The following is a 16,678-nucleotide window of genomic DNA, read 5'->3' as shown; positions in this document are numbered from 1 at the left end:
GACAGTGAGCAGGTGATGAAAACAACAAAACGTTTTCGCACCGTGATCCAGTAAACGAAAGACGAGAACGGGATAGAGCATGAACCTTCATGAGTATCAGGGCAAACAGCTGTTTGCCGAGTATGGACTGCCGGTGTCCAAAGGACACGCGGTAGATACCCCAGAAGCCGCCGTCAAAGCAGCCGAAGAAATCGGCGGTGACATGTGGGTTGTTAAAGCCCAGGTGCATGCCGGTGGTCGCGGTAAAGCTGGCGGTGTGAAGCTGGTTAAAACCACAGAAGAAATTCGCGAATTTGCCAGCCACTGGCTGGGCAAAAATCTGGTGACCTACCAGACCGACGAAAACGGTCAGCCGGTCAGCAAGATTTTGGTTGAGACTTGCACCGATATCGCCGATGAGTTGTATCTTGGTGCGGTTATCGATCGCGGCACACGTCGCATTGTTTTCATGGCCTCTACTGAAGGCGGCGTGGAAATTGAAAAAGTCGCAGAAGAGACCCCAGAGAAAATTCTGCGTGCCACTATCGACCCACTGGTCGGTGCACAGCCTTACCAGGGCCGTGAGTTGGCTTTCAAACTGGGCCTGAAGGGCGACCAGATTAAGCAGTTCGTTAAAATCTTCTTGGGCCTGGCCCAGATGTTCAAGGAAAAAGACCTCGACCTGATCGAGATCAACCCCTTGGTTATCACTGACAAAGGTGACTTGCACTGCCTCGACGCTAAGCTGAGTGTCGATAGCAACGCGATGTACCGTCAGAAAGAGCTGGCTGCAATGCGCGACGCTAGCCAGGAAGATGCCCGTGAAGCTCACGCGGCAGAATGGGAACTGAACTACGTAGCACTCGATGGCAGCATCGGCTGCATGGTTAACGGTGCGGGCCTGGCCATGGGCACCATGGACATCGTTGCTCTGCACGGTGGTTTCCCAGCTAACTTCCTCGACGTTGGTGGCGGTGCTACCAAAGAGCGTGTCTCCGAAGCCTTCAAGATCATTCTGTCTGACGACAACGTGAAAGCAGTACTGATCAACATCTTCGGCGGTATCGTACGCTGTGACCTGATCGCTGAAGGCGTGATCGGTGCGGTTCAGGAAATCGGCGTAGAAGTACCTGTCGTGGTACGTCTAGAAGGTAACAACGCAGAGCTGGGCCAGAAAGTATTGGCTGACAGCGGACTGAACATCATAGCTGCCACCAGCCTTACAGACGCTGCTCAGCAGGCAGTTAAAGCAGCGGGAGGTGCAGCATAATGAGTATTTTGATCGACAAAAACACCAAAGTTATCTGTCAGGGTTTCACTGGCTCACAGGGTACTTTCCACTCCGAGCAGGCCATTGAATACGGCACTAAAATGGTTGGTGGTGTAACACCCGGTAAAGGCGGCCAGGAGCACTTGGGTCTGCCCGTGTTCAACACGGTTGCCGAAGCTGTTGAAGCGACTGGTGCAGAAGCCTCTGTAATCTATGTACCGGCGCCTTTCTGTAAAGACTCTATCCTTGAAGCAGCCAACGCAGGCATCAAGCTGATCGTATGTATCACTGAAGGTATTCCAACTCTGGATATGCTGGATGCAAAAGTGAAGTGCGACGAGCTCGGTGTGCGTCTGATTGGCCCTAACTGCCCAGGTGTTATCACCCCAGGCGAGTGCAAGATCGGTATTATGCCTGGTCACATTCACCTGCCCGGCAAAGTGGGCATCGTGTCACGTTCAGGTACCTTGACCTATGAAGCGGTTAAGCAGACCACTGACGCTGGCTTCGGTCAGTCGACTTGTGTCGGTATCGGCGGTGACCCGATTCCTGGCTCCAGCTTCATCGACATCCTGGAGATGTTCGAGAAGGACCCCGCAACTGAAGCGATCGTTATGATTGGTGAAATCGGTGGTACAGCTGAAGAAGAAGCAGCGGCTTACATCAAAGCCAATGTGACTAAGCCTGTAGTGTCATACATTGCCGGTGTTACCGCACCAAAAGGCAAGCGTATGGGTCACGCGGGTGCCATCATCTCTGGCGGTAAAGGTACTGCTGACGAGAAGTTTGCTGCTCTGGAAGACGCCGGTGTTAAAACTGTGCGCAGCTTGGCAGAAATCGGCTCAGGTCTGGCTGAAGTTACCGGCTGGAAGTAATGCCTAGCGGCCTTTAGCCGCGACACTTCAAGGCCCGCTCGGCTCTGCCTAGCGGGCCTTGTTGTATCTGTAGCAAATGTTTTTTAGTACTTGAATTTTATCCTCGCGCCCCCATACCTGTGGCATAGCACACTGAAATCATTCGGCTTATGCAAACGAGGGCAACATGACTGCTGAAGTTAAAAAAGAAACACTAGGTTTTCAGACCGAAGCCAAACAACTCCTCCACTTGATGATCCACTCGCTGTATAGCAACCGCGAGATTTTCCTGCGCGAACTTATTTCCAACGCCTCCGATGCCATCGATAAGCTGCGTTTCGCCGCACTGTCTGATGAGTCCTTGCTCGAGGGGCAGGGTGACTTCCAGGTACAAGTGGATGTCGATAAAGAAGCCAACACCATCACTATCAGTGATAACGGTATTGGTATGACACGGGATGAGGTCATTGAAAACCTCGGGACCATCGCCAAGTCTGGCACTGCTGCTTTTCTAGAGAACCTGACCGGTGATCAGAAGAAAGACTCTCAGCTGATCGGCCAGTTTGGTGTCGGTTTTTATTCCGCATTTATCGTAGCTGAGCGGGTTGAAGTACACAGCCGCAAAGCCGGTCAGGACGCCGCTAGTGGCGTGGTATGGGAGTCTCGTGGTGAGTCTGAGTTCTCCATTGAAGGCCGTGAAAAAGCCAGCCGCGGTACCAGCATTACCTTGTTCCTGAAAGAAGAGGCCAAAGAGTTCGCTGATGATTTCCGCGTGCGCAGTGTGATCAAGAAATACTCCGATCACATTTCTGTGCCGGTGATGATGCTCAAGCCCCAGCCACCCCAAGCTGAGGGCGAGGAAGCAGAAGCGCCTGTGGCAGAGTACGAGGCAGTTAACGAAGCCACTGCGCTGTGGACGCGTCCGCGCACTGAGATCAGTGACGAGGAGTACAAGTCCTTCTACAGTCACGTGTCCCACGACTTTGAAGAGCCGCTCACCTGGAGCCACAACAAAGTTGAGGGCAAGTTGGAGTACACCAGCTTACTGTATCTTCCTAAGCGGGCGCCATTTGATATGTGGCACCGCGATATGACCCGCGGCTTGAAGCTCTATGTGCAGCGCACATTTATCATGGATGAAGCTGAGCAGTTCTTGCCGATGTACCTGCGTTTTGTCAAAGGTGTGGTCGACTCAAATGACCTGCCGTTGAACGTTTCACGGGAAATTCTGCAGCAGGAAGGTGCGGTTGAGTCGATGCGTAATGCACTAACCAAGCGAGTGCTGGATATGCTATCTAAGCTGGCCAAGAAAGAGGGCGATGATTACGCCTTGTTCTGGAAAGAGTTTGGTCAGGTCATGAAGGAAGGCCCGGCTGAAGACTTCGCCAACAAAGAAAAGATTGCCAAACTGCTGCGCTTTAGCACTACCCATACCGATGCGCCTGAACAAGACCAGTCTCTAGAAGACTATGTCTCGCGTATGAAAGAGGGCCAGGAGAAAATCTATTACGTGGTGGCCGAGAACTTCAATACCGCTAAGAGCAGCCCGCACCTGGAAGTGTTCCGCAAGAAGGGCATCGAGGTCTTGCTGCTGTCTGACCGCGTCGATGACTGGTTGATGAATCACTTGCAAGAGTTCGATGGCAAAGCCTTACAGGATGTGGCCCGTGGCGCCCTTGATCTGGCCGCTGACTCGGAAGAAGAAAAGGCCGAGCAAGAGAAGCTGCAGAAAGAAAGTGAAGGTTTGGTAGAGCGTCTAGCTAAAGTCTTGGAAGGCCAGGTGGAGGAAGTTCGCGCTACAGCACGTCTGACCGATTCTGCCGCTTGTCTGGTGGTTGGTGAGCACGATTTGGGTGCCCAGATGCGCCGCATCATGGAGGCAGCGGGACAGCCAGTGCCGGAAACTAAGCCTATTCTGGAAGTGAACCCCAATCACCCACTGCTGCAAATGCTGGACAAGGAAGCCGATGAAGATCGCTTTGCCGACTTAGGCAGCATAATCTTTGATCAGGCGACCCTGGCCGAAGGTGGCCAGCTAAATGACCCAGCGAGTTATGTCTCGCGCCTCAACAAGATTTTGTTGGAGATGAGCAAGAGTTAATTGCCGCTCTAGCAGCTAATCTTAGAACTAACAGCGGGCCCAAAGCCCGCTGTTTTTCGTTATGCTAGTAGTACTTTGTCGACCTGAAGATGATTGCACAGCATGCTTATTACTATTTGGCGTCACGGTGAGGCTGGGCCTGCCAAGCGAGATCACTTGCGTACATTGACCCGTCGCGGACAAGTGGATATTGGCATAGGCGCTGAGCGCCTGCGAAATATTTGCCAAGAGCGACAGCGGCCCCTTCCAGATCAGCTACTTTATAGCCCCTGGCAGCGCACGGCGCAGACTGCTGAGCTGATCGCGGAGAGCTTTGAATTAGCCTCTAGCAGTTCCTCTGAGGCTTTACTATCAGATGCCACAGTGCATGAGGCTGAAACGGCTCTGCAGCAGGCCTGGGAGTCGCAGCAGCGCGCTGCGCACCTTGTGCTGGTGTCTCACCAGCCATTGGTGTCGCTGCTGGCAGACGCCCTCTTAGGCACTGTCGCTGAAGTGCCGCCTCTGCCCCCCGGCGGTTTGGTGTCGCTGCAGCTAACTGCTCCCGCCTTATACTGCGGCGAACTTTTATGGTGGGCCTTTCCGCCACACTATGAGTCGCAGCGATGAGCACTCTAGACGCTGCCCGTCCATGCCATTGGCAGATCGACGGTTTGAGTTTACATGGCTTAGAGTGGGGGGAGCCCGGCGGACAGGCGGTCTTAGCACTGCATGGCTGGTTGGACAATGCCGCCAGCTTTGCGCGTTTAGCAGCGCAGTTGCGTGGCTGTCATGTGGTGGCGATTGACCTGAGTGGCCACGGTTTGAGTAGCGATCGCTCAGCCGATGCCAGCTACCAGATTTGGGACGATCTACCGCAACTGCAGGGGCTCTTGGATGCGTTAGGCTGGGAGCAGGTGGCCTTACTGGGTCACTCTCGTGGTGCCATTATCAGTAGCTTGTTGGCTGCAGCACTGCCGGAGCGCGTTAGCCATCTTGTACTGCTCGATGGCATGATACCCGAAGCGATAGAGCCCGCCGATTTTGCCCAACAGATGGGGCGCTTTTTGCTCGAGCGTAAAAGCTCAATGAACAGGCCGCCTAGGCGTTACCCAGACTATGCTAGCGCCTTAGCCGCTCGAACCCGCCATGGACTAGCAGAGCCCGCTGCGCGACTGCTGGCAGAGCGCAGCTTGCAGGGCAGCGATACTGAGGGCTGGATGTGGCGCAATGATCCGCGCTTGCGCGGCGCCTCTGCTGTTAAACTGACTCAGCAAGAAATTGACAGCGTGTTGGCGGCCATCGAAGCGCCGGTTCTGCTGATGCTGGCCACGGCCGGCATGATGAAGTCTCATGCGAATACAATGCTTGATCTGGCCGCTGCCAAGCTCAAGCGCTTACACTTAGAGCATGTGGAAGGCGGACATCATTTCCACATGGAGCCGGTGATCGATGCTAGGGTAGATAGCATTTTGGCGTTTTTAAAGGAGCATTGAGTTTTGAATTACCCCCTGTCTTTACGGGCCCTCATGGCCAGTCTTCTGCTGTTGCTCTCTGCTAGCAGCAGTGGCAGCGAAGCAGCTGCCAGCGAGCAGAGTAGTGCTGGGCCTTTGCTCAAGATAATTTTAGAGCTCGATGGCTTTCCTCATGCCGAGCAAGTGCAGTATTCCAGCGAGACAGTGCTAGATTACGAAGTTGGCTTGGGGGCCATGCAAAAGCAGATGGGCGACTGGCAATTTAAGAGAAGCGAGCGTCTCGATGCTGATGTCCTGCGCTACACCTGGCAGATCATTGATGGTTTTACATCATCTGAGCTATACGACAATCTGTTAAAGCAGGTTGAGCAGCTGCCACAGAGTGAGCGTTTGTTTATTTGTGAAGCGCGGGCCTGTGGCAACGGAGCCCAGTGGGCCAATCGAGTCTTTCGCCAGCGATTGCTCTACGGCAGAGCAGATGCTCAGCGTTACGCGGTATACCGCGTAAACACTGAGCCGGGATATTGGTTGTTGGCTTATGCCTCAGCGCGCAGTGCAGATCGTCAGTATCTGCACGTAGAGTTATTGCGTTTAGCGCCGCAACTTGAGGAGTGACAAAAACTCGTCGCGGGTTTTTTGTGAATTGCGGAAAGAGCCCAGCATAGCGGAGGTTTTCATGATGGAGTTTTGTTTCTCCACGCCGCGCATCATCATGCACATATGCTGTGCTTCAATGATCACACCCACGCCTTCGGCACCGGTGACATCCATAACGGTGGTGGCGATTTGGGTAGTCAAGGCCTCCTGAATCTGTAGCCTTCTGGCAAAGACATCGACAATACGTGCCACCTTAGATAGGCCCAGTACCTTGCCTGTGGGGATATAGGCCACATGGCACTTGCCAATGAATGGCAGTAGGTGATGCTCGCAAAGCGAGTAGAGCTCAATGTCCTGCACCAGTACCATTTCACTGGAGTCGGAGGGGAAGAGGGCATTATTGACCACTTCCTCCACTGATTGCTCGTAGCCGCGCGTTAAAAATTTGAAGGCTTTTGCTGCCCGCTTGGGTGTGTCGACAAGCCCAGGGCGAGTCAAATCTTCACCCACAGCTTCAATAATACTTGCCCAGTTTTCTTCCACTGTAGGATTTCCTTAGATTCTGCAAATAAATGAGGGACGGCGATAGTAGCAAACCCCTTATTAGCAAGGCAAACGCGCAAGCCTGCCAGAATCAGCATATAATGCATCGTTTTAGCGCGAGATAGTTTTTTGACATGGCCGGCAATACATTTGGCAAACTCTTTACAGTAACCAGCTTTGGCGAAAGTCACGGCCCCGCACTCGGTTGCATCATCGATGGCTGTCCACCCGGAATGGAGTTGGATGCGGCTGATTTGCAGCGTGATTTAGATCGGCGCAAGCCCGGTACTTCACGCTATACCACCCAGCGCCGGGAGGCCGATGAGGTGCGTATTTTATCGGGTGTTTTTGACGGGAAAACCACTGGCACGCCTATTGGCCTGCTGATTGAGAACACCGATCAGCGCTCCAAAGACTACGGCAATATCCAGAATACTTTCCGTCCGGCCCATGCCGATTACACGTACAACCAGAAGTATGGCTTTCGCGATTACCGCGGTGGCGGTCGTTCCTCAGCCCGAGAGACCGCGATGCGGGTAGCTGCAGGGGCTATCGCCAAAAAATATTTGCAGCAGCGCTACGGTATCGAAGTGCGGGGCTATCTCAGTCAGTTGGGTCCAATACGGGCCGAGACGCTCGATTGGTCTGTGGTGGAAAACAATCCGTTTTTCTGCCCTGACCCGGCCAAAGTGCCAGAGATGGAGCAGTATATGGCGGCCCTGAATAAACGCGGCGACTCAATTGGTGCCCGTATTAATGTGGTGGCCAGCGGAGTGATGCCCGGACTGGGTGAGCCGGTTTTTGATCGCTTAGATGCTGATATTGCCAGCGCCATGATGGGCATTAACGCGGTGAAAGGTGTTGAGATCGGCGCCGGCTTTGCCTCTATTGAACAGCAGGGCAGTGAGCACCGCGATTTGCTGACTCCCGAGGGCTTTGTCGGCAACAATGCCGGCGGTGTACTCGGTGGCATTTCGAGTGGCCAAGATATTACTGTGAGTATCGCCCTGAAGCCGACTTCGAGTATTCGCCAGCCGGGTGCTACCATCGACACTTCTGGCGCCGCGATTGAAATGGCGACTCACGGCCGTCACGATCCCTGTGTTGGTATTCGTGCCACACCGATCGCTGAGGCCATGCTGGCGCTGGTGTTGATGGATCATGTGCTGCGCCATCGAGCACAGAATATGGATGTGATCTGTGATACGCCGGTATTGCCGGCACAAGCCCCAGCCAAGGCTGATTGAAGTTATTTATGTCTAAAGCTCAGCGTCGTTACCGCCGCACCATTATCCTCGGTGTTCTTGCCTTAGCAGCCCTAGTCTGGGCAGCGGTGGAGCAATTTGGCATACCCCTAGAGACCATGCTGGAGCTGGCATTGGGTTCTGCCATTGCTGTGGTGATGGTGATAGTGGCTGCCGGCCTAGTGGTCAGTGTCTGGCAGTTGCTGCGCTGGCTGCTGCGCCGCCGTCAGTAGAGTGAAGATAAATCTGAGCGCTAGGCTTGTGGCTTGTGCTAGTTGTGATCCCTCAGCTCTCGAGCTCTTCTAGATCAATTTCAAGCGCCATATCATTGCTGATCTCATCCAGTGCATCGGATACATCTTCTAGCCGTGATTCAGGGGCGACATCGGCTTCAATGATCGCCTTGAACATCGCTTCGCCGCTCATCGCGGCGCTCTGTACTTCGCTGTCCATCTCGACCACGTTAACCTGCCGTGAGGCCAGTGCGCGGGCAATTTCCAAGACAATCCCGGGACGGTCAGGCCCCAGTACACTGAGTTTAATGCGGCGTGTGGCTGCCAAGGCAACGTTGGCCTCAGTGGGCGTGACGCGTACACTCAGGCCAGTGGCTGAGAGCTCTTTGAGCTCTGCTTCAAGCTCTGCCGCACGGTCTTCGGGCAGGGTGACAAGCACCAGTCCGGCAAACTTACCTCCGAGCTGTGACAGGCGGCTTTCATGCCAGTTGCCGCCGGCCGCTTCAATGACCTTAGATAACTGCTCAACCAGGCCTGGTCGATCGTTACCTATAAAGGTGACTATGTAGGAAGTTTCCATGCTTTAGGCTCCACTTTCGTTCGCTCAAGCCGTATATTAGCGCGCAAAGCCCTTTTTTAATAAGGAACAATCAATGAAATATCTATTCGCATGCTTCTTGGCCTTAGCCACTGTGGGTGCCCAAGCGGCACTGGACTGGGATAGCGCCCTGCAAGGGGTACATCGCAGTGACAGCAATAAGGCTCGGGATGAGTTTCGTCACCCGCAACAAACCCTAGAGTTTTTTGGCCTGCAAGCGGGGATGACTGTGCTTGAAGTGTCACCTGGTGGTGGCTGGTATACGGAGATTCTCGCGCCGCTCTTGTTAGATAACGGCGAGTACTACGCCGCCCATCACAGCTTGAACGCCCCCGGCGGTTACTTTCGCAACTCTCTGGGTAAATATCTGCAGAAGTTGGCCAATGACACCGAGCTCTACAGCAAGGTCATCGTGACCCAGCTGCAGCCACCGGCTGAAACCAAAGCGGCCCCAGAGGGGACTGTTGACCTCGCTTTGGCATTTCGCAACGTGCACAGCTGGTTGGGTGGTGATGTCTTAGAGCCTACTTTGGCGGCAATCTTTACAGCCTTAAAGCCCGGCGGTCGTTTTGGCGTGGTGCAGCATCGCGCAGCACCTGGCACCTCGCTTGAGGCGATGAAACAAAAGGCCTACGTCACTGAAGACTTTGTTATTGCCGCTGCAGAGCGTGCGGGTTTTGAGTTAGTCGCTAAATCTGAAATCAATGCTAATCCCAAAGACACTAAAGACCACCCCAGCGGTGTTTGGAATCTGCCCCCCAGTTATGCCGCGGGTGATGAGGGCCGAGCTAAATATGCCGCGATCGGTGAAAGTGATCGCATGACACTGCTGTTTCGCAAACCGGAAGCTTAATGGCTGATTTTGTTGAGGTTCCAGTACAGCGCTTGTCAGATGAAGTCCTGCAGGCGCTGCTAGAAGAGTTTGCCACTCGTGACGGCACCGACTACGGCAATCGTGAGTTGTCCCTAGAGGAGAAGGTCAGCCAGCTGCGCCAAGGTTTGCAGCGCGGCAGCTTGTGCTTGCTCTACGATGCCGATTCCGAGCACTGGGATCTGCTGGATAAGGAGCAGGCTGGACAGTTTCTTGCCGCTCAAGAACGGCAGGGGGAGCACTACGGTGACTGACTTGCCTAAGGCCGATCACCTGCTGGATGTGAAGGGCTTGTTTTGTCCGGAACCGGTGATGATGCTGCACAATAAAATCCGTGATATCGACAGTGGCCAAGTGCTTGAAGTGCTGGCCACAGATCCTGCTACTTTGCGAGATATTCCCAAGTTCTGTACCTTCCTCGGCCACGAGTTATTACACCACTGTGAAGAGGACGGCAGCTACCGCTATTGGTTGCGCAAACAGGCCGCAGAATGACTGCTAGAGAGAGCTTCCTACAGGCTGAGACTTTTTGTGCCCTGCGTCTTGAGCAGGTTTTTAATCGCTGTTTCAGTGACAGCGAGCGCAGCTTATTAATTGGTGGGGCCGCCGAACCGCTCTATTTACCTGCCGGGCTCGAAGATGAGGATGTTCCCAAACTGAGTGCCCAGTGGCACCGCCTGTACTATCGGGAAGACTATTTCGCCAGCGCCCTGCACGAGGTCTCCCACTGGTGCATTGCCGGTCCAGCGCGGCGCTTGCAGAAGGATTTTGGTTACTGGTATGCCCCCGATGGTCGCAATGCCGAGCAGCAGCAGGCCTTTCAAGTTGTAGAGATTAAGCCCCAAGCCTTGGAGTGGTGCTTTTCGCAGGCCTGTGCTTATCCCTTCCGGGTGAGTTTGGACAACCTTGCTGGCGGCCCGGAAGCCCGGCGTGATGAACTAGCTTTTAAGCAGGCGGTGACCGCCCGTGCCCGACAACTTCAGGACATTGGCTTGCCGGCCCGCGCGCAGATATTTTTCCGCGCCCTGGCGCAAGAGTTCGGCACCCGGCTTGAGCTTGAAGATCTTGAATTTTCATTGGCAGCCCTGAGTTAATTAATCTCAGCCGCCTAGTGATTGCTTGCCTGCAGTCGCAGCGGCTGTTACCTCGGCCCTGGAGCACACGAGCATGAGCGCATTACAAATCGTGGCTGATCGCAATATGCGCGGCCTCGAATCGATTTTTTCAGCCTACGGCCATATCCACAGTGTCGAAGGCCGGCAGTTGAGCGCCAGCGATTTACAGGATGCGGATGTCTTGCTGGTGCGCTCGGTCACTGAGGTCAACGAGCAATTGATCGCTGGCAGCAAGTTACGCTTTGTTGGCACTGCCACTAGCGGCCTAGAACATATCGATCAAAACTACCTTAAGCAGCAGGGCATTGTCTTCGCTCATGCCCAGGGCTCAAATGCCAATTCCGTGGTGGAGTACGTGCTCTCGGCTATTGCAGCCAGCGGGGATTATCTGGACTGTCTTTTGCAGGGCGCAAGCTTAGGTATTGTCGGTCACGGCCATGTCGGCTCAGCCCTAGCAAACTGCGCCAGAGCCTTAGGTATCAAGGTGCGGGTGTTTGACCCTTGGCTAGATGATGTTGAAGACGCCAGCAGCCTGGAGCAGGTGCTGGATTGTAAAGTGATTAGCTTGCATGCCGAGCTCACTCGGCGTAGCCCTTGGCCTAGCTTTCACTTGCTCGACCAAGACCGTCTGGCACAAATTGCCCCCGATGCCTTGTTAATTAATGCCAGCCGCGGCGGGGTGATTGATAACCATGCTTTACTTCAGCAGCTGTTAAAGGGGCAGGGGCCTCAGTGCATACTAGATGTCTGGGAGGGGGAGCCGGCCATTAATGCTGATTTATTGGCGGAAGTGAGTTTCGGCACAGCCCATATTGCAGGCTATAGCTTAGATGCCAAACTTAGTGCTACGCGCATGCTGGCACAGGCTTTAGCTCAGGCTTTTGAGCTGCCTGCCCCAGCACTGACTGCCGGTGCCGATGCAGCTGATATCTTGCATTGCCCTGCAGCAGCTAGCGAAGCCGAGCAATTGCGCAGCTTATTACTGGGCCGCTATGACATTAGTCAGGATGATGCTCAATTGCGCCGGGTCACTGCTAATGCTGACCCGCAAGCCGCTGCCCAAGGCTTTGACCAACTGCGCCGCGACTATCGAGAGCGCCGTGAATTGCGGCACAGCTTGGTGGCTGCAGAGCATGCCCCCGAATATTTTCAGCGCGCCTTGGGCTACGTCTTGGCGCCGAGTGACAAAGATGTAAGTGGTGACAGCCTATGACTCAGCGCCTGCGTATTGGTTTAGTGATTAACCCACTCGCTGGACTTGGCGGTCAATTAGCTATGAAGGGTAGCGACGGTGCAGATCTGCGTGAACTGGCTGAGCGTGAGGGCCCGGGCGATCGCTCGACATTGCGAGCTGAGCGAGCCCTGCGTCTACTTGCCAAGCGGGCGTCGGCGATAGAGTGGTTTACCTGGGGTGGCGCCATGGGCGCAGACTTGCTGCAGTCCATGGGCTTTGCCGCTCAGCTCTGTGGTGAGCCGGCTCCGGGTTTAAGCAGCGCCGATGACAGCCGACGTGCAGCGGCCAAGCTATCGACGCTGGTGGACTTATTACTCTTTGTAGGCGGCGACGGTACCGCGCGTGATGTCTACGATGCTGTGGGTGATAGCTTTCCAGTGTTAGGCATTCCCGCGGGTGTAAAAATGCACTCATCAGTCTTTGCGGTGTCACCAGAGGCGGCGGGAGAATTGCTGTTGCAGCTTTCCGAAGGTGGTTTGGTCGGCCTTCGCCAACAGGAAGTGCGAGATATTGACGAGGAGGCCTTTCGTGAAGGTCGTGTGCGCACGCGCTATTACGGTCAAATGCAGGTTCCTGGCGAGGGGCGTTTTTTACAACACACCAAACTCGGTGGGCGTGAAGATCAGGCTCTAGTCGCGGCAGATATTGCTGCTTGGCTGGTCGAGCACAGTGAGCCAGATGTGCTGTATATCCTTGGCCCAGGTTCAACCACAGCCGCTTATATTGAAGAGCTAGGTTTGGAGGCGACCTTGCTTGGCGTCGATGTCATACGCGATGGGCAATTACTGGCCAGCGATGCCAATGAGGCGCGCATCTTGGAGCTACAGGCTGAGCACAGTGGGCCAATGAAAATAATTGTTACCGCCATTGGTGGTCAAGGTCATATTTTTGGCCGTGGCAATCAACAGATTTCGCCCGCGGTAATTCGCAAAGTAGGATTGGAAAATATTGTGGTCATTGCCGCGAAGTCGAAAATCGCTGCTCTTGAAGGTCGGCCTTTGCTGGTCGATAGCAACGATCCCGAATTGGATCGTGAGCTCTGCGCTTATCGCTCGGTAATTACGGGTTATGACGATGAAATACTGTATCGCGTGGCTGGTGATGCCGGTGGTTAGTCACTGAAGTGACCACTGCCTTAGTGATAACAGTACGCAAGTGATAGATAAAGACAGTTTAAGGTTTTTTTAGGGGAGGGGAGTGAGAGAAAAATTGGAGCGGGAAACCGGGTTCGAACCGGCGACCTCAACCTTGGCAAGGTTGCGCTCTACCAACTGAGCTATTCCCGCAGTTTGATTGAGTGGCGTCCCCTAGGGGGTTCGAACCCCTGTTACCGCCGTGAAAGGGCGGTGTCCTAGGCCACTAGACGAAGGGGACGCATCAGGTCTCAATCAAGAGGCGCGCATTTTAGGTTTACCCGAGGGTCTCGTCAAGCCTGTATCGCAAATTTATCTGTTTTTTGTGTTTATTTAAGTAGTCTGGCCCGTGCTGCTTCAAAATCGATCACTTCACCGCGCTCTGCTGCCTCGCCTCGGGCCTCATCGAGTTGCTGATAGACCAACACTTCCTCCTCGGCCATGTAGTGCAGGCACTCGCCACCGAGAAACCACAGCAGTTCACGGGGTACAGTAGGCGCAAACTCGGGAAACAGGGTGAATAAACGCGAGATCAGTTGGGGCCCCTCTTGATACAGGCTTGCGCTGTCACTGCCAGCTGCTTGGCAGGCTAGTGCGAGTTGTCGCAGTGGCTCTTGATCATCCAAGCTGCGAGTGCGCTGAACAAAGGTGTCGGCAAATGTTTGCCACTGCTGCATGCAATATTGCAGATATTGTTGGTCATTCATGGGGAGCACAGGAGTCCTTACGGTCGTTACTTATCGGGATTGCGGTTACAATACAGCGCTTGTTTTCTCGCTAGTGACATCGACATCTATGATACCAGCTCTCAGCATCGAAAATCTCAGCAAGTCTTATGACAATGGCTTTGAGGCCCTCAAGGGCATCAGCCTTGAAGTGAAGCAAGGAGACTTTTTTGCTTTGCTCGGCCCCAATGGCGCAGGCAAATCGACCACGATTGGCGTGCTCTGTTCTCTGGTGGCTAAAACTGCAGGCAAGGTCGCAGTATTTGGCATCGACATCGATGATGATTTTCCCGCAGCTAAAAAGTGCATAGGCATCGTGCCGCAGGAATTTAACTTTAATCACTTTGAGAAAGTGCTGGATATTGTCATTAACCAAGCAGGTTTCTATGGTCTGCCGGCTGGCATAGCCCGACAGCGAGCGGAAAAATATCTGCGGGAGTTAGGCCTCTGGGACAAGCGCGATGTCTCTGCACGTATGTTGTCTGGTGGCATGAAGCGCCGCTTAATGATTGCCAGAGCCCTGGTACACGAGCCCAAACTGCTGATACTCGATGAACCCACTGCTGGGGTAGATATCGAAATGCGGCGCTCTATGTGGGACTTCCTGAAAAAAATTAATGCCGCCGGCACCACCATTATTCTTACCACCCACTATCTCGAAGAAGCCGAAGCGCTGTGCCGCAACATCGCCATCATCAATCACGGCAAGATTGTTGAAAACACTTCAGTGCGCAGTCTGCTGAAGCGCCTGCAGCGTGAAGTCTTTATCTTCGACACAATAGATGAATTGCCGGAGCAAATCCCCGTGCAGGGCTTTGTCGCACGGCGTAAAGATGAGCACAGTATGGAAATAGAAGTTGAGAAAGGGCAGCACATCAACGAAGTCTTTGCCCAGCTCGATGCCGCCGGCATCAAAGTGAGTAGTATGCGTAACCGCGCTAATCGCCTAGAAGAAATGTTTGTTAATTTAGTGGAGGGCGGAGCATGAGTCCGGCGGAACAGTATGTAGCCTTTATCACCATATTGCGCAAAGAAGTTAAGCGCTATACCCGGATCTGGCCGCAGACCTTATTGCCCTCGGCCATCACCATGAGCCTGTACTTTGTGATCTTTGGTTCTTTGATTGGCTCGCGCATCGGTGAAATGGGCGGCTTTACTTATATGGAGTTTGTGGTGCCAGGCCTTATTATGATGGCCATTGTTACTAACTCCTATTCCAACGTGGTGTCCTCTTTCTTCGGCTCTAAGTTTAGCCACAGTGTGGAAGAGTTGTTGGTGTCACCCACGCCGAGTTACGTCATCCTGATGGGCTATGTATTGGGCGGTGTGAGCCGCGGCTTGTTGGTGGCGATCATTGTCACCCTGGTCTCTCTATTCTTCACCCGCTTGCATATCCACAGTTATGCGATTGTGATTGTCGTGGTGTTAATGACTTCTATGCTCTTTGCTCTGGCCGGTTTTATCAACGCGGTCTATGCCAATAGCTTTGATGATATTTCCATCGTACCGACCTTTGTTCTGACACCGCTGATCTACTTGGGCGGTGTGTTTTATTCGATGGATTTGCTGCCAGACTTTTGGGCCGGCGTATCCAAGCTTAACCCCTTGGTCTATGTAGTTAACGCTTTCCGCTACGGAGTGCTGGGGGTTTCTGATGTCAGTTTAACCTTTGCCTTTAGCATGATTGGCGGCTTTACCTTAGTGGCCTTTTTCTACAGCTTACATCTGCTGCGCAGCGGCAAACGGCTGCGACAGTAATGAGTATGAACTCCGAGCAGGACAAAGCTTTATTACTTGGCCAGCAGGTTCCGGTCAGCGAACACTATGCGCCAGAGTTGCTCTATCCCATTGCCCGTAGCCAAGCCCGCGAGAGCCTGGGCATTAACAGCGATGAGCTGCCTTTTACTGGCCTGGACCTGTGGCACGCCTATGAGCTGTCATGGCTAGACGGGCTAGGGCGGCCCACGGCCTTCGTGGGGCGCTTTAGCGTCCCAGCGGAAAGTCCTAACTTAGTGGAGTCAAAATCCTTCAAGCTCTACCTTAACTCGCTAAACCAACATCGCTTCACCAGTCCAGAGGCTGCTATTGCGACCATTTGTTATGATGTCGGCTGTGCTGCCGGTGCCGAAGTCGCATTAGAGTTGTTTAGCGTTGACGACAGCGCTTTAGCTGGTTTGCCACTTCCTGGTGAGTGCCTCGATACACTGGAGGTGGCCTGGACTGGAACAGCGCCCCAAGCCGAACAGCTAAGCTGCGTCAGCGACTCGGGCACTCAAACCCTCTACACGCACTTGTTGCGCTCGCTCTGTCCCGTTACTGGCCAGCCAGACTGGGCCACCCTGTGGCTGCACATGGAGGGCGCTCAGCTAGAAACAAAGTCACTCTTGGAATACCTACTGTCTTATCGCAATCACCAAGAGTTTCATGAACAGTGTGTGGAGCGAGTGTTCAGAGACCTCCAAGCGGTATGTCAGCCCAGTGAGCTCCACGTGCAAGCTTTTTACACGCGGCGGGGCGGCTTGGACATCACGCCATTTCGCAGTACCGGTGGCCGCCAGCCACTGCCGAGGATGAATCGGCAGTAGCATTGGCTAAAAACTCCCCTCAGCGCTGGCAACTCCCTCATCTTATGGTATTATGCGCGCCCTCGATGTAGAGAGGCGCGTAGCGACGAATACCGCGCCGAAGCCTCGTAGGGGGCGCAGCAGCCCATAGGCTGTTGCGATTCAT

General features: G+C 53.9%; 20 protein-coding genes and 2 tRNA genes. 17 read left to right on the top strand and 5 right to left on the bottom strand.

All coding sequences use genetic code 11. From position 1 onward, the window contains the following. Nucleotides 1-79 precede the first annotated feature (79 nt). The 6 genes from sucC (at nucleotide 80) to H2508_RS04695 (ending at nucleotide 6,270) form a co-directional block, all read left to right on the top strand. A complete protein-coding gene (gene sucC / locus H2508_RS04720) occupies nucleotides 80-1,249 on the top strand; it encodes an ADP-forming succinate--CoA ligase subunit beta (protein WP_182169355.1) in 1,170 nt (389 codons plus the stop codon). After that, the gene (gene sucD / locus H2508_RS04715) at nucleotides 1,249-2,124 is read left to right on the top strand and encodes a succinate--CoA ligase subunit alpha (RefSeq protein WP_182169353.1); all 876 of its coding nucleotides are present in this window, start codon (nucleotides 1,249-1,251) and stop codon (nucleotides 2,122-2,124) included. The genes sucC and sucD overlap by 1 nt, the downstream gene beginning before the upstream one ends. Before the next feature lie 166 nt (nucleotides 2,125-2,290). Then, complete coding sequence (gene htpG / locus H2508_RS04710; RefSeq protein ID WP_182169351.1) at nucleotides 2,291-4,204, top strand: molecular chaperone HtpG; 1,914 nt, start codon at nucleotides 2,291-2,293, stop codon at nucleotides 4,202-4,204. Between the two features lie 102 nt (nucleotides 4,205-4,306). After that, complete coding sequence (locus H2508_RS04705) at nucleotides 4,307-4,810, top strand: SixA phosphatase family protein (RefSeq protein ID WP_182169349.1); 504 nt, start codon at nucleotides 4,307-4,309, stop codon at nucleotides 4,808-4,810. Beyond that, the gene (locus tag H2508_RS04700) at nucleotides 4,807-5,676 is read left to right on the top strand and encodes an alpha/beta fold hydrolase (RefSeq protein ID WP_182169347.1); all 870 of its coding nucleotides are present in this window, start codon (nucleotides 4,807-4,809) and stop codon (nucleotides 5,674-5,676) included. The genes H2508_RS04705 and H2508_RS04700 overlap by 4 nt, the downstream gene beginning before the upstream one ends. Nucleotides 5,677-5,679: 3 nt before the next feature. Continuing rightward, the gene (locus H2508_RS04695) at nucleotides 5,680-6,270 is read left to right on the top strand and encodes a DUF4892 domain-containing protein (protein ID WP_182169345.1); all 591 of its coding nucleotides are present in this window, start codon (nucleotides 5,680-5,682) and stop codon (nucleotides 6,268-6,270) included. On the opposite strand, the gene folE is transcribed toward H2508_RS04695, so the two are convergent. Next, on the bottom strand, nucleotides 6,247-6,795 hold the full coding sequence (gene folE, locus H2508_RS04690) for a GTP cyclohydrolase I FolE (RefSeq protein WP_182169343.1): 549 nt from the start codon (nucleotides 6,793-6,795) through the stop codon (nucleotides 6,247-6,249). The genes H2508_RS04695 and folE overlap by 24 nt on opposite strands. A 134-nt stretch (nucleotides 6,796-6,929) precedes the next feature. Between folE and aroC the strand changes: the two genes are divergently transcribed. Next, on the top strand, nucleotides 6,930-8,042 hold the full coding sequence (gene aroC / locus H2508_RS04685; protein WP_182169341.1) for a chorismate synthase: 1,113 nt from the start codon (nucleotides 6,930-6,932) through the stop codon (nucleotides 8,040-8,042). Between the two features lie 8 nt (nucleotides 8,043-8,050). Continuing rightward, nucleotides 8,051-8,272 carry a hypothetical protein gene (locus H2508_RS04680; protein WP_182169333.1) on the top strand — a complete coding sequence of 74 codons (222 nt, stop codon included), beginning with the start codon at nucleotides 8,051-8,053 and terminating at the stop codon, nucleotides 8,270-8,272. Between the two features lie 52 nt (nucleotides 8,273-8,324). On the opposite strand, the gene H2508_RS04675 is transcribed toward H2508_RS04680, so the two are convergent. Further along, nucleotides 8,325-8,852, bottom strand: a complete 528-nt coding sequence (locus H2508_RS04675) for a glycine cleavage system protein R (RefSeq protein ID WP_182169331.1) — start codon at nucleotides 8,850-8,852, stop codon at nucleotides 8,325-8,327. Between the two features lie 73 nt (nucleotides 8,853-8,925). Between H2508_RS04675 and H2508_RS04670 the strand changes: the two genes are divergently transcribed. From H2508_RS04670 to H2508_RS04645, 6 genes are all read left to right on the top strand, one after another. Beyond that, nucleotides 8,926-9,723 carry a class I SAM-dependent methyltransferase gene (locus H2508_RS04670; RefSeq protein WP_182169328.1) on the top strand — a complete coding sequence of 266 codons (798 nt, stop codon included), beginning with the start codon at nucleotides 8,926-8,928 and terminating at the stop codon, nucleotides 9,721-9,723. Beyond that, nucleotides 9,723-9,995 carry a YheU family protein gene (locus H2508_RS04665; protein WP_182169326.1) on the top strand — a complete coding sequence of 91 codons (273 nt, stop codon included), beginning with the start codon at nucleotides 9,723-9,725 and terminating at the stop codon, nucleotides 9,993-9,995. The genes H2508_RS04670 and H2508_RS04665 overlap by 1 nt, the downstream gene beginning before the upstream one ends. Further along, complete coding sequence (gene tusA, locus H2508_RS14990; protein WP_328799312.1) at nucleotides 9,988-10,236, top strand: sulfurtransferase TusA; 249 nt, start codon at nucleotides 9,988-9,990, stop codon at nucleotides 10,234-10,236. The genes H2508_RS04665 and tusA overlap by 8 nt, the downstream gene beginning before the upstream one ends. Then, nucleotides 10,233-10,835, top strand: a complete 603-nt coding sequence (locus tag H2508_RS04655; RefSeq protein ID WP_182169322.1) for an elongation factor P hydroxylase — start codon at nucleotides 10,233-10,235, stop codon at nucleotides 10,833-10,835. Before tusA ends, H2508_RS04655 begins: the two co-directional genes overlap by 4 nt. A gap of 73 nt (nucleotides 10,836-10,908) precedes the next feature. Continuing rightward, nucleotides 10,909-12,069: a 4-phosphoerythronate dehydrogenase gene (locus H2508_RS04650; RefSeq protein WP_182169320.1), complete on the top strand. Its 1,161-nt coding sequence runs from the start codon at nucleotides 10,909-10,911 to the stop codon at nucleotides 12,067-12,069. Continuing rightward, complete coding sequence (locus tag H2508_RS04645) at nucleotides 12,066-13,205, top strand: ATP-NAD kinase family protein (protein ID WP_182169318.1); 1,140 nt, start codon at nucleotides 12,066-12,068, stop codon at nucleotides 13,203-13,205. Before H2508_RS04650 ends, H2508_RS04645 begins: the two co-directional genes overlap by 4 nt. A 95-nt stretch (nucleotides 13,206-13,300) precedes the next feature. Here H2508_RS04645 and H2508_RS04640 read toward each other — a convergent pair. The 3 genes from H2508_RS04640 to H2508_RS04630 all read right to left on the bottom strand — a co-directional run bounded on the left by H2508_RS04640 (nucleotide 13,301) and on the right by H2508_RS04630 (nucleotide 13,930). Continuing rightward, nucleotides 13,301-13,376: transfer RNA gene (locus tag H2508_RS04640), tRNA-Gly, on the bottom strand. Nucleotides 13,377-13,388: 12 nt separating this feature from the next. Next, nucleotides 13,389-13,464, bottom strand: a tRNA-Glu gene (locus tag H2508_RS04635). An 88-nt stretch (nucleotides 13,465-13,552) separates the two neighbouring features. Then, nucleotides 13,553-13,930, bottom strand: coding sequence for a PA2817 family protein (locus tag H2508_RS04630; RefSeq protein WP_182169316.1), 378 nt, complete (start codon nucleotides 13,928-13,930; stop codon nucleotides 13,553-13,555). An 88-nt stretch (nucleotides 13,931-14,018) separates the two neighbouring features. Here H2508_RS04630 and H2508_RS04625 point away from each other — a divergent pair, with 88 nt between their 5' ends. Genes H2508_RS04625 through queF form a run of 3 tightly spaced genes read left to right on the top strand, consistent with a single transcriptional unit; the run spans nucleotide 14,019 to nucleotide 16,533 of the window. After that, nucleotides 14,019-14,936, top strand: coding sequence for an ABC transporter ATP-binding protein (locus H2508_RS04625; RefSeq protein ID WP_182169314.1), 918 nt, complete (start codon nucleotides 14,019-14,021; stop codon nucleotides 14,934-14,936). Beyond that, nucleotides 14,933-15,706 carry an ABC transporter permease gene (locus H2508_RS04620; RefSeq protein WP_182169312.1) on the top strand — a complete coding sequence of 258 codons (774 nt, stop codon included), beginning with the start codon at nucleotides 14,933-14,935 and terminating at the stop codon, nucleotides 15,704-15,706. Before H2508_RS04625 ends, H2508_RS04620 begins: the two co-directional genes overlap by 4 nt. Continuing rightward, nucleotides 15,706-16,533 (top strand): NADPH-dependent 7-cyano-7-deazaguanine reductase QueF, encoded by an 828-nt coding sequence (gene queF / locus H2508_RS04615; protein WP_182169310.1) that lies wholly within the window; start codon nucleotides 15,706-15,708, stop codon nucleotides 16,531-16,533. Before H2508_RS04620 ends, queF begins: the two co-directional genes overlap by 1 nt. Nucleotides 16,534-16,678: the final 145 nt, after the last annotated feature.

The organism is Sediminihaliea albiluteola (assembly GCF_014077625.1).
GTDB lineage: Bacteria > Pseudomonadota > Gammaproteobacteria > Pseudomonadales > Halieaceae > Sediminihaliea > Sediminihaliea albiluteola.
The sequence above is the reverse complement of the archived record's forward strand: the minus strand, read 5'-3'. Positions and strand labels throughout refer to the sequence as shown.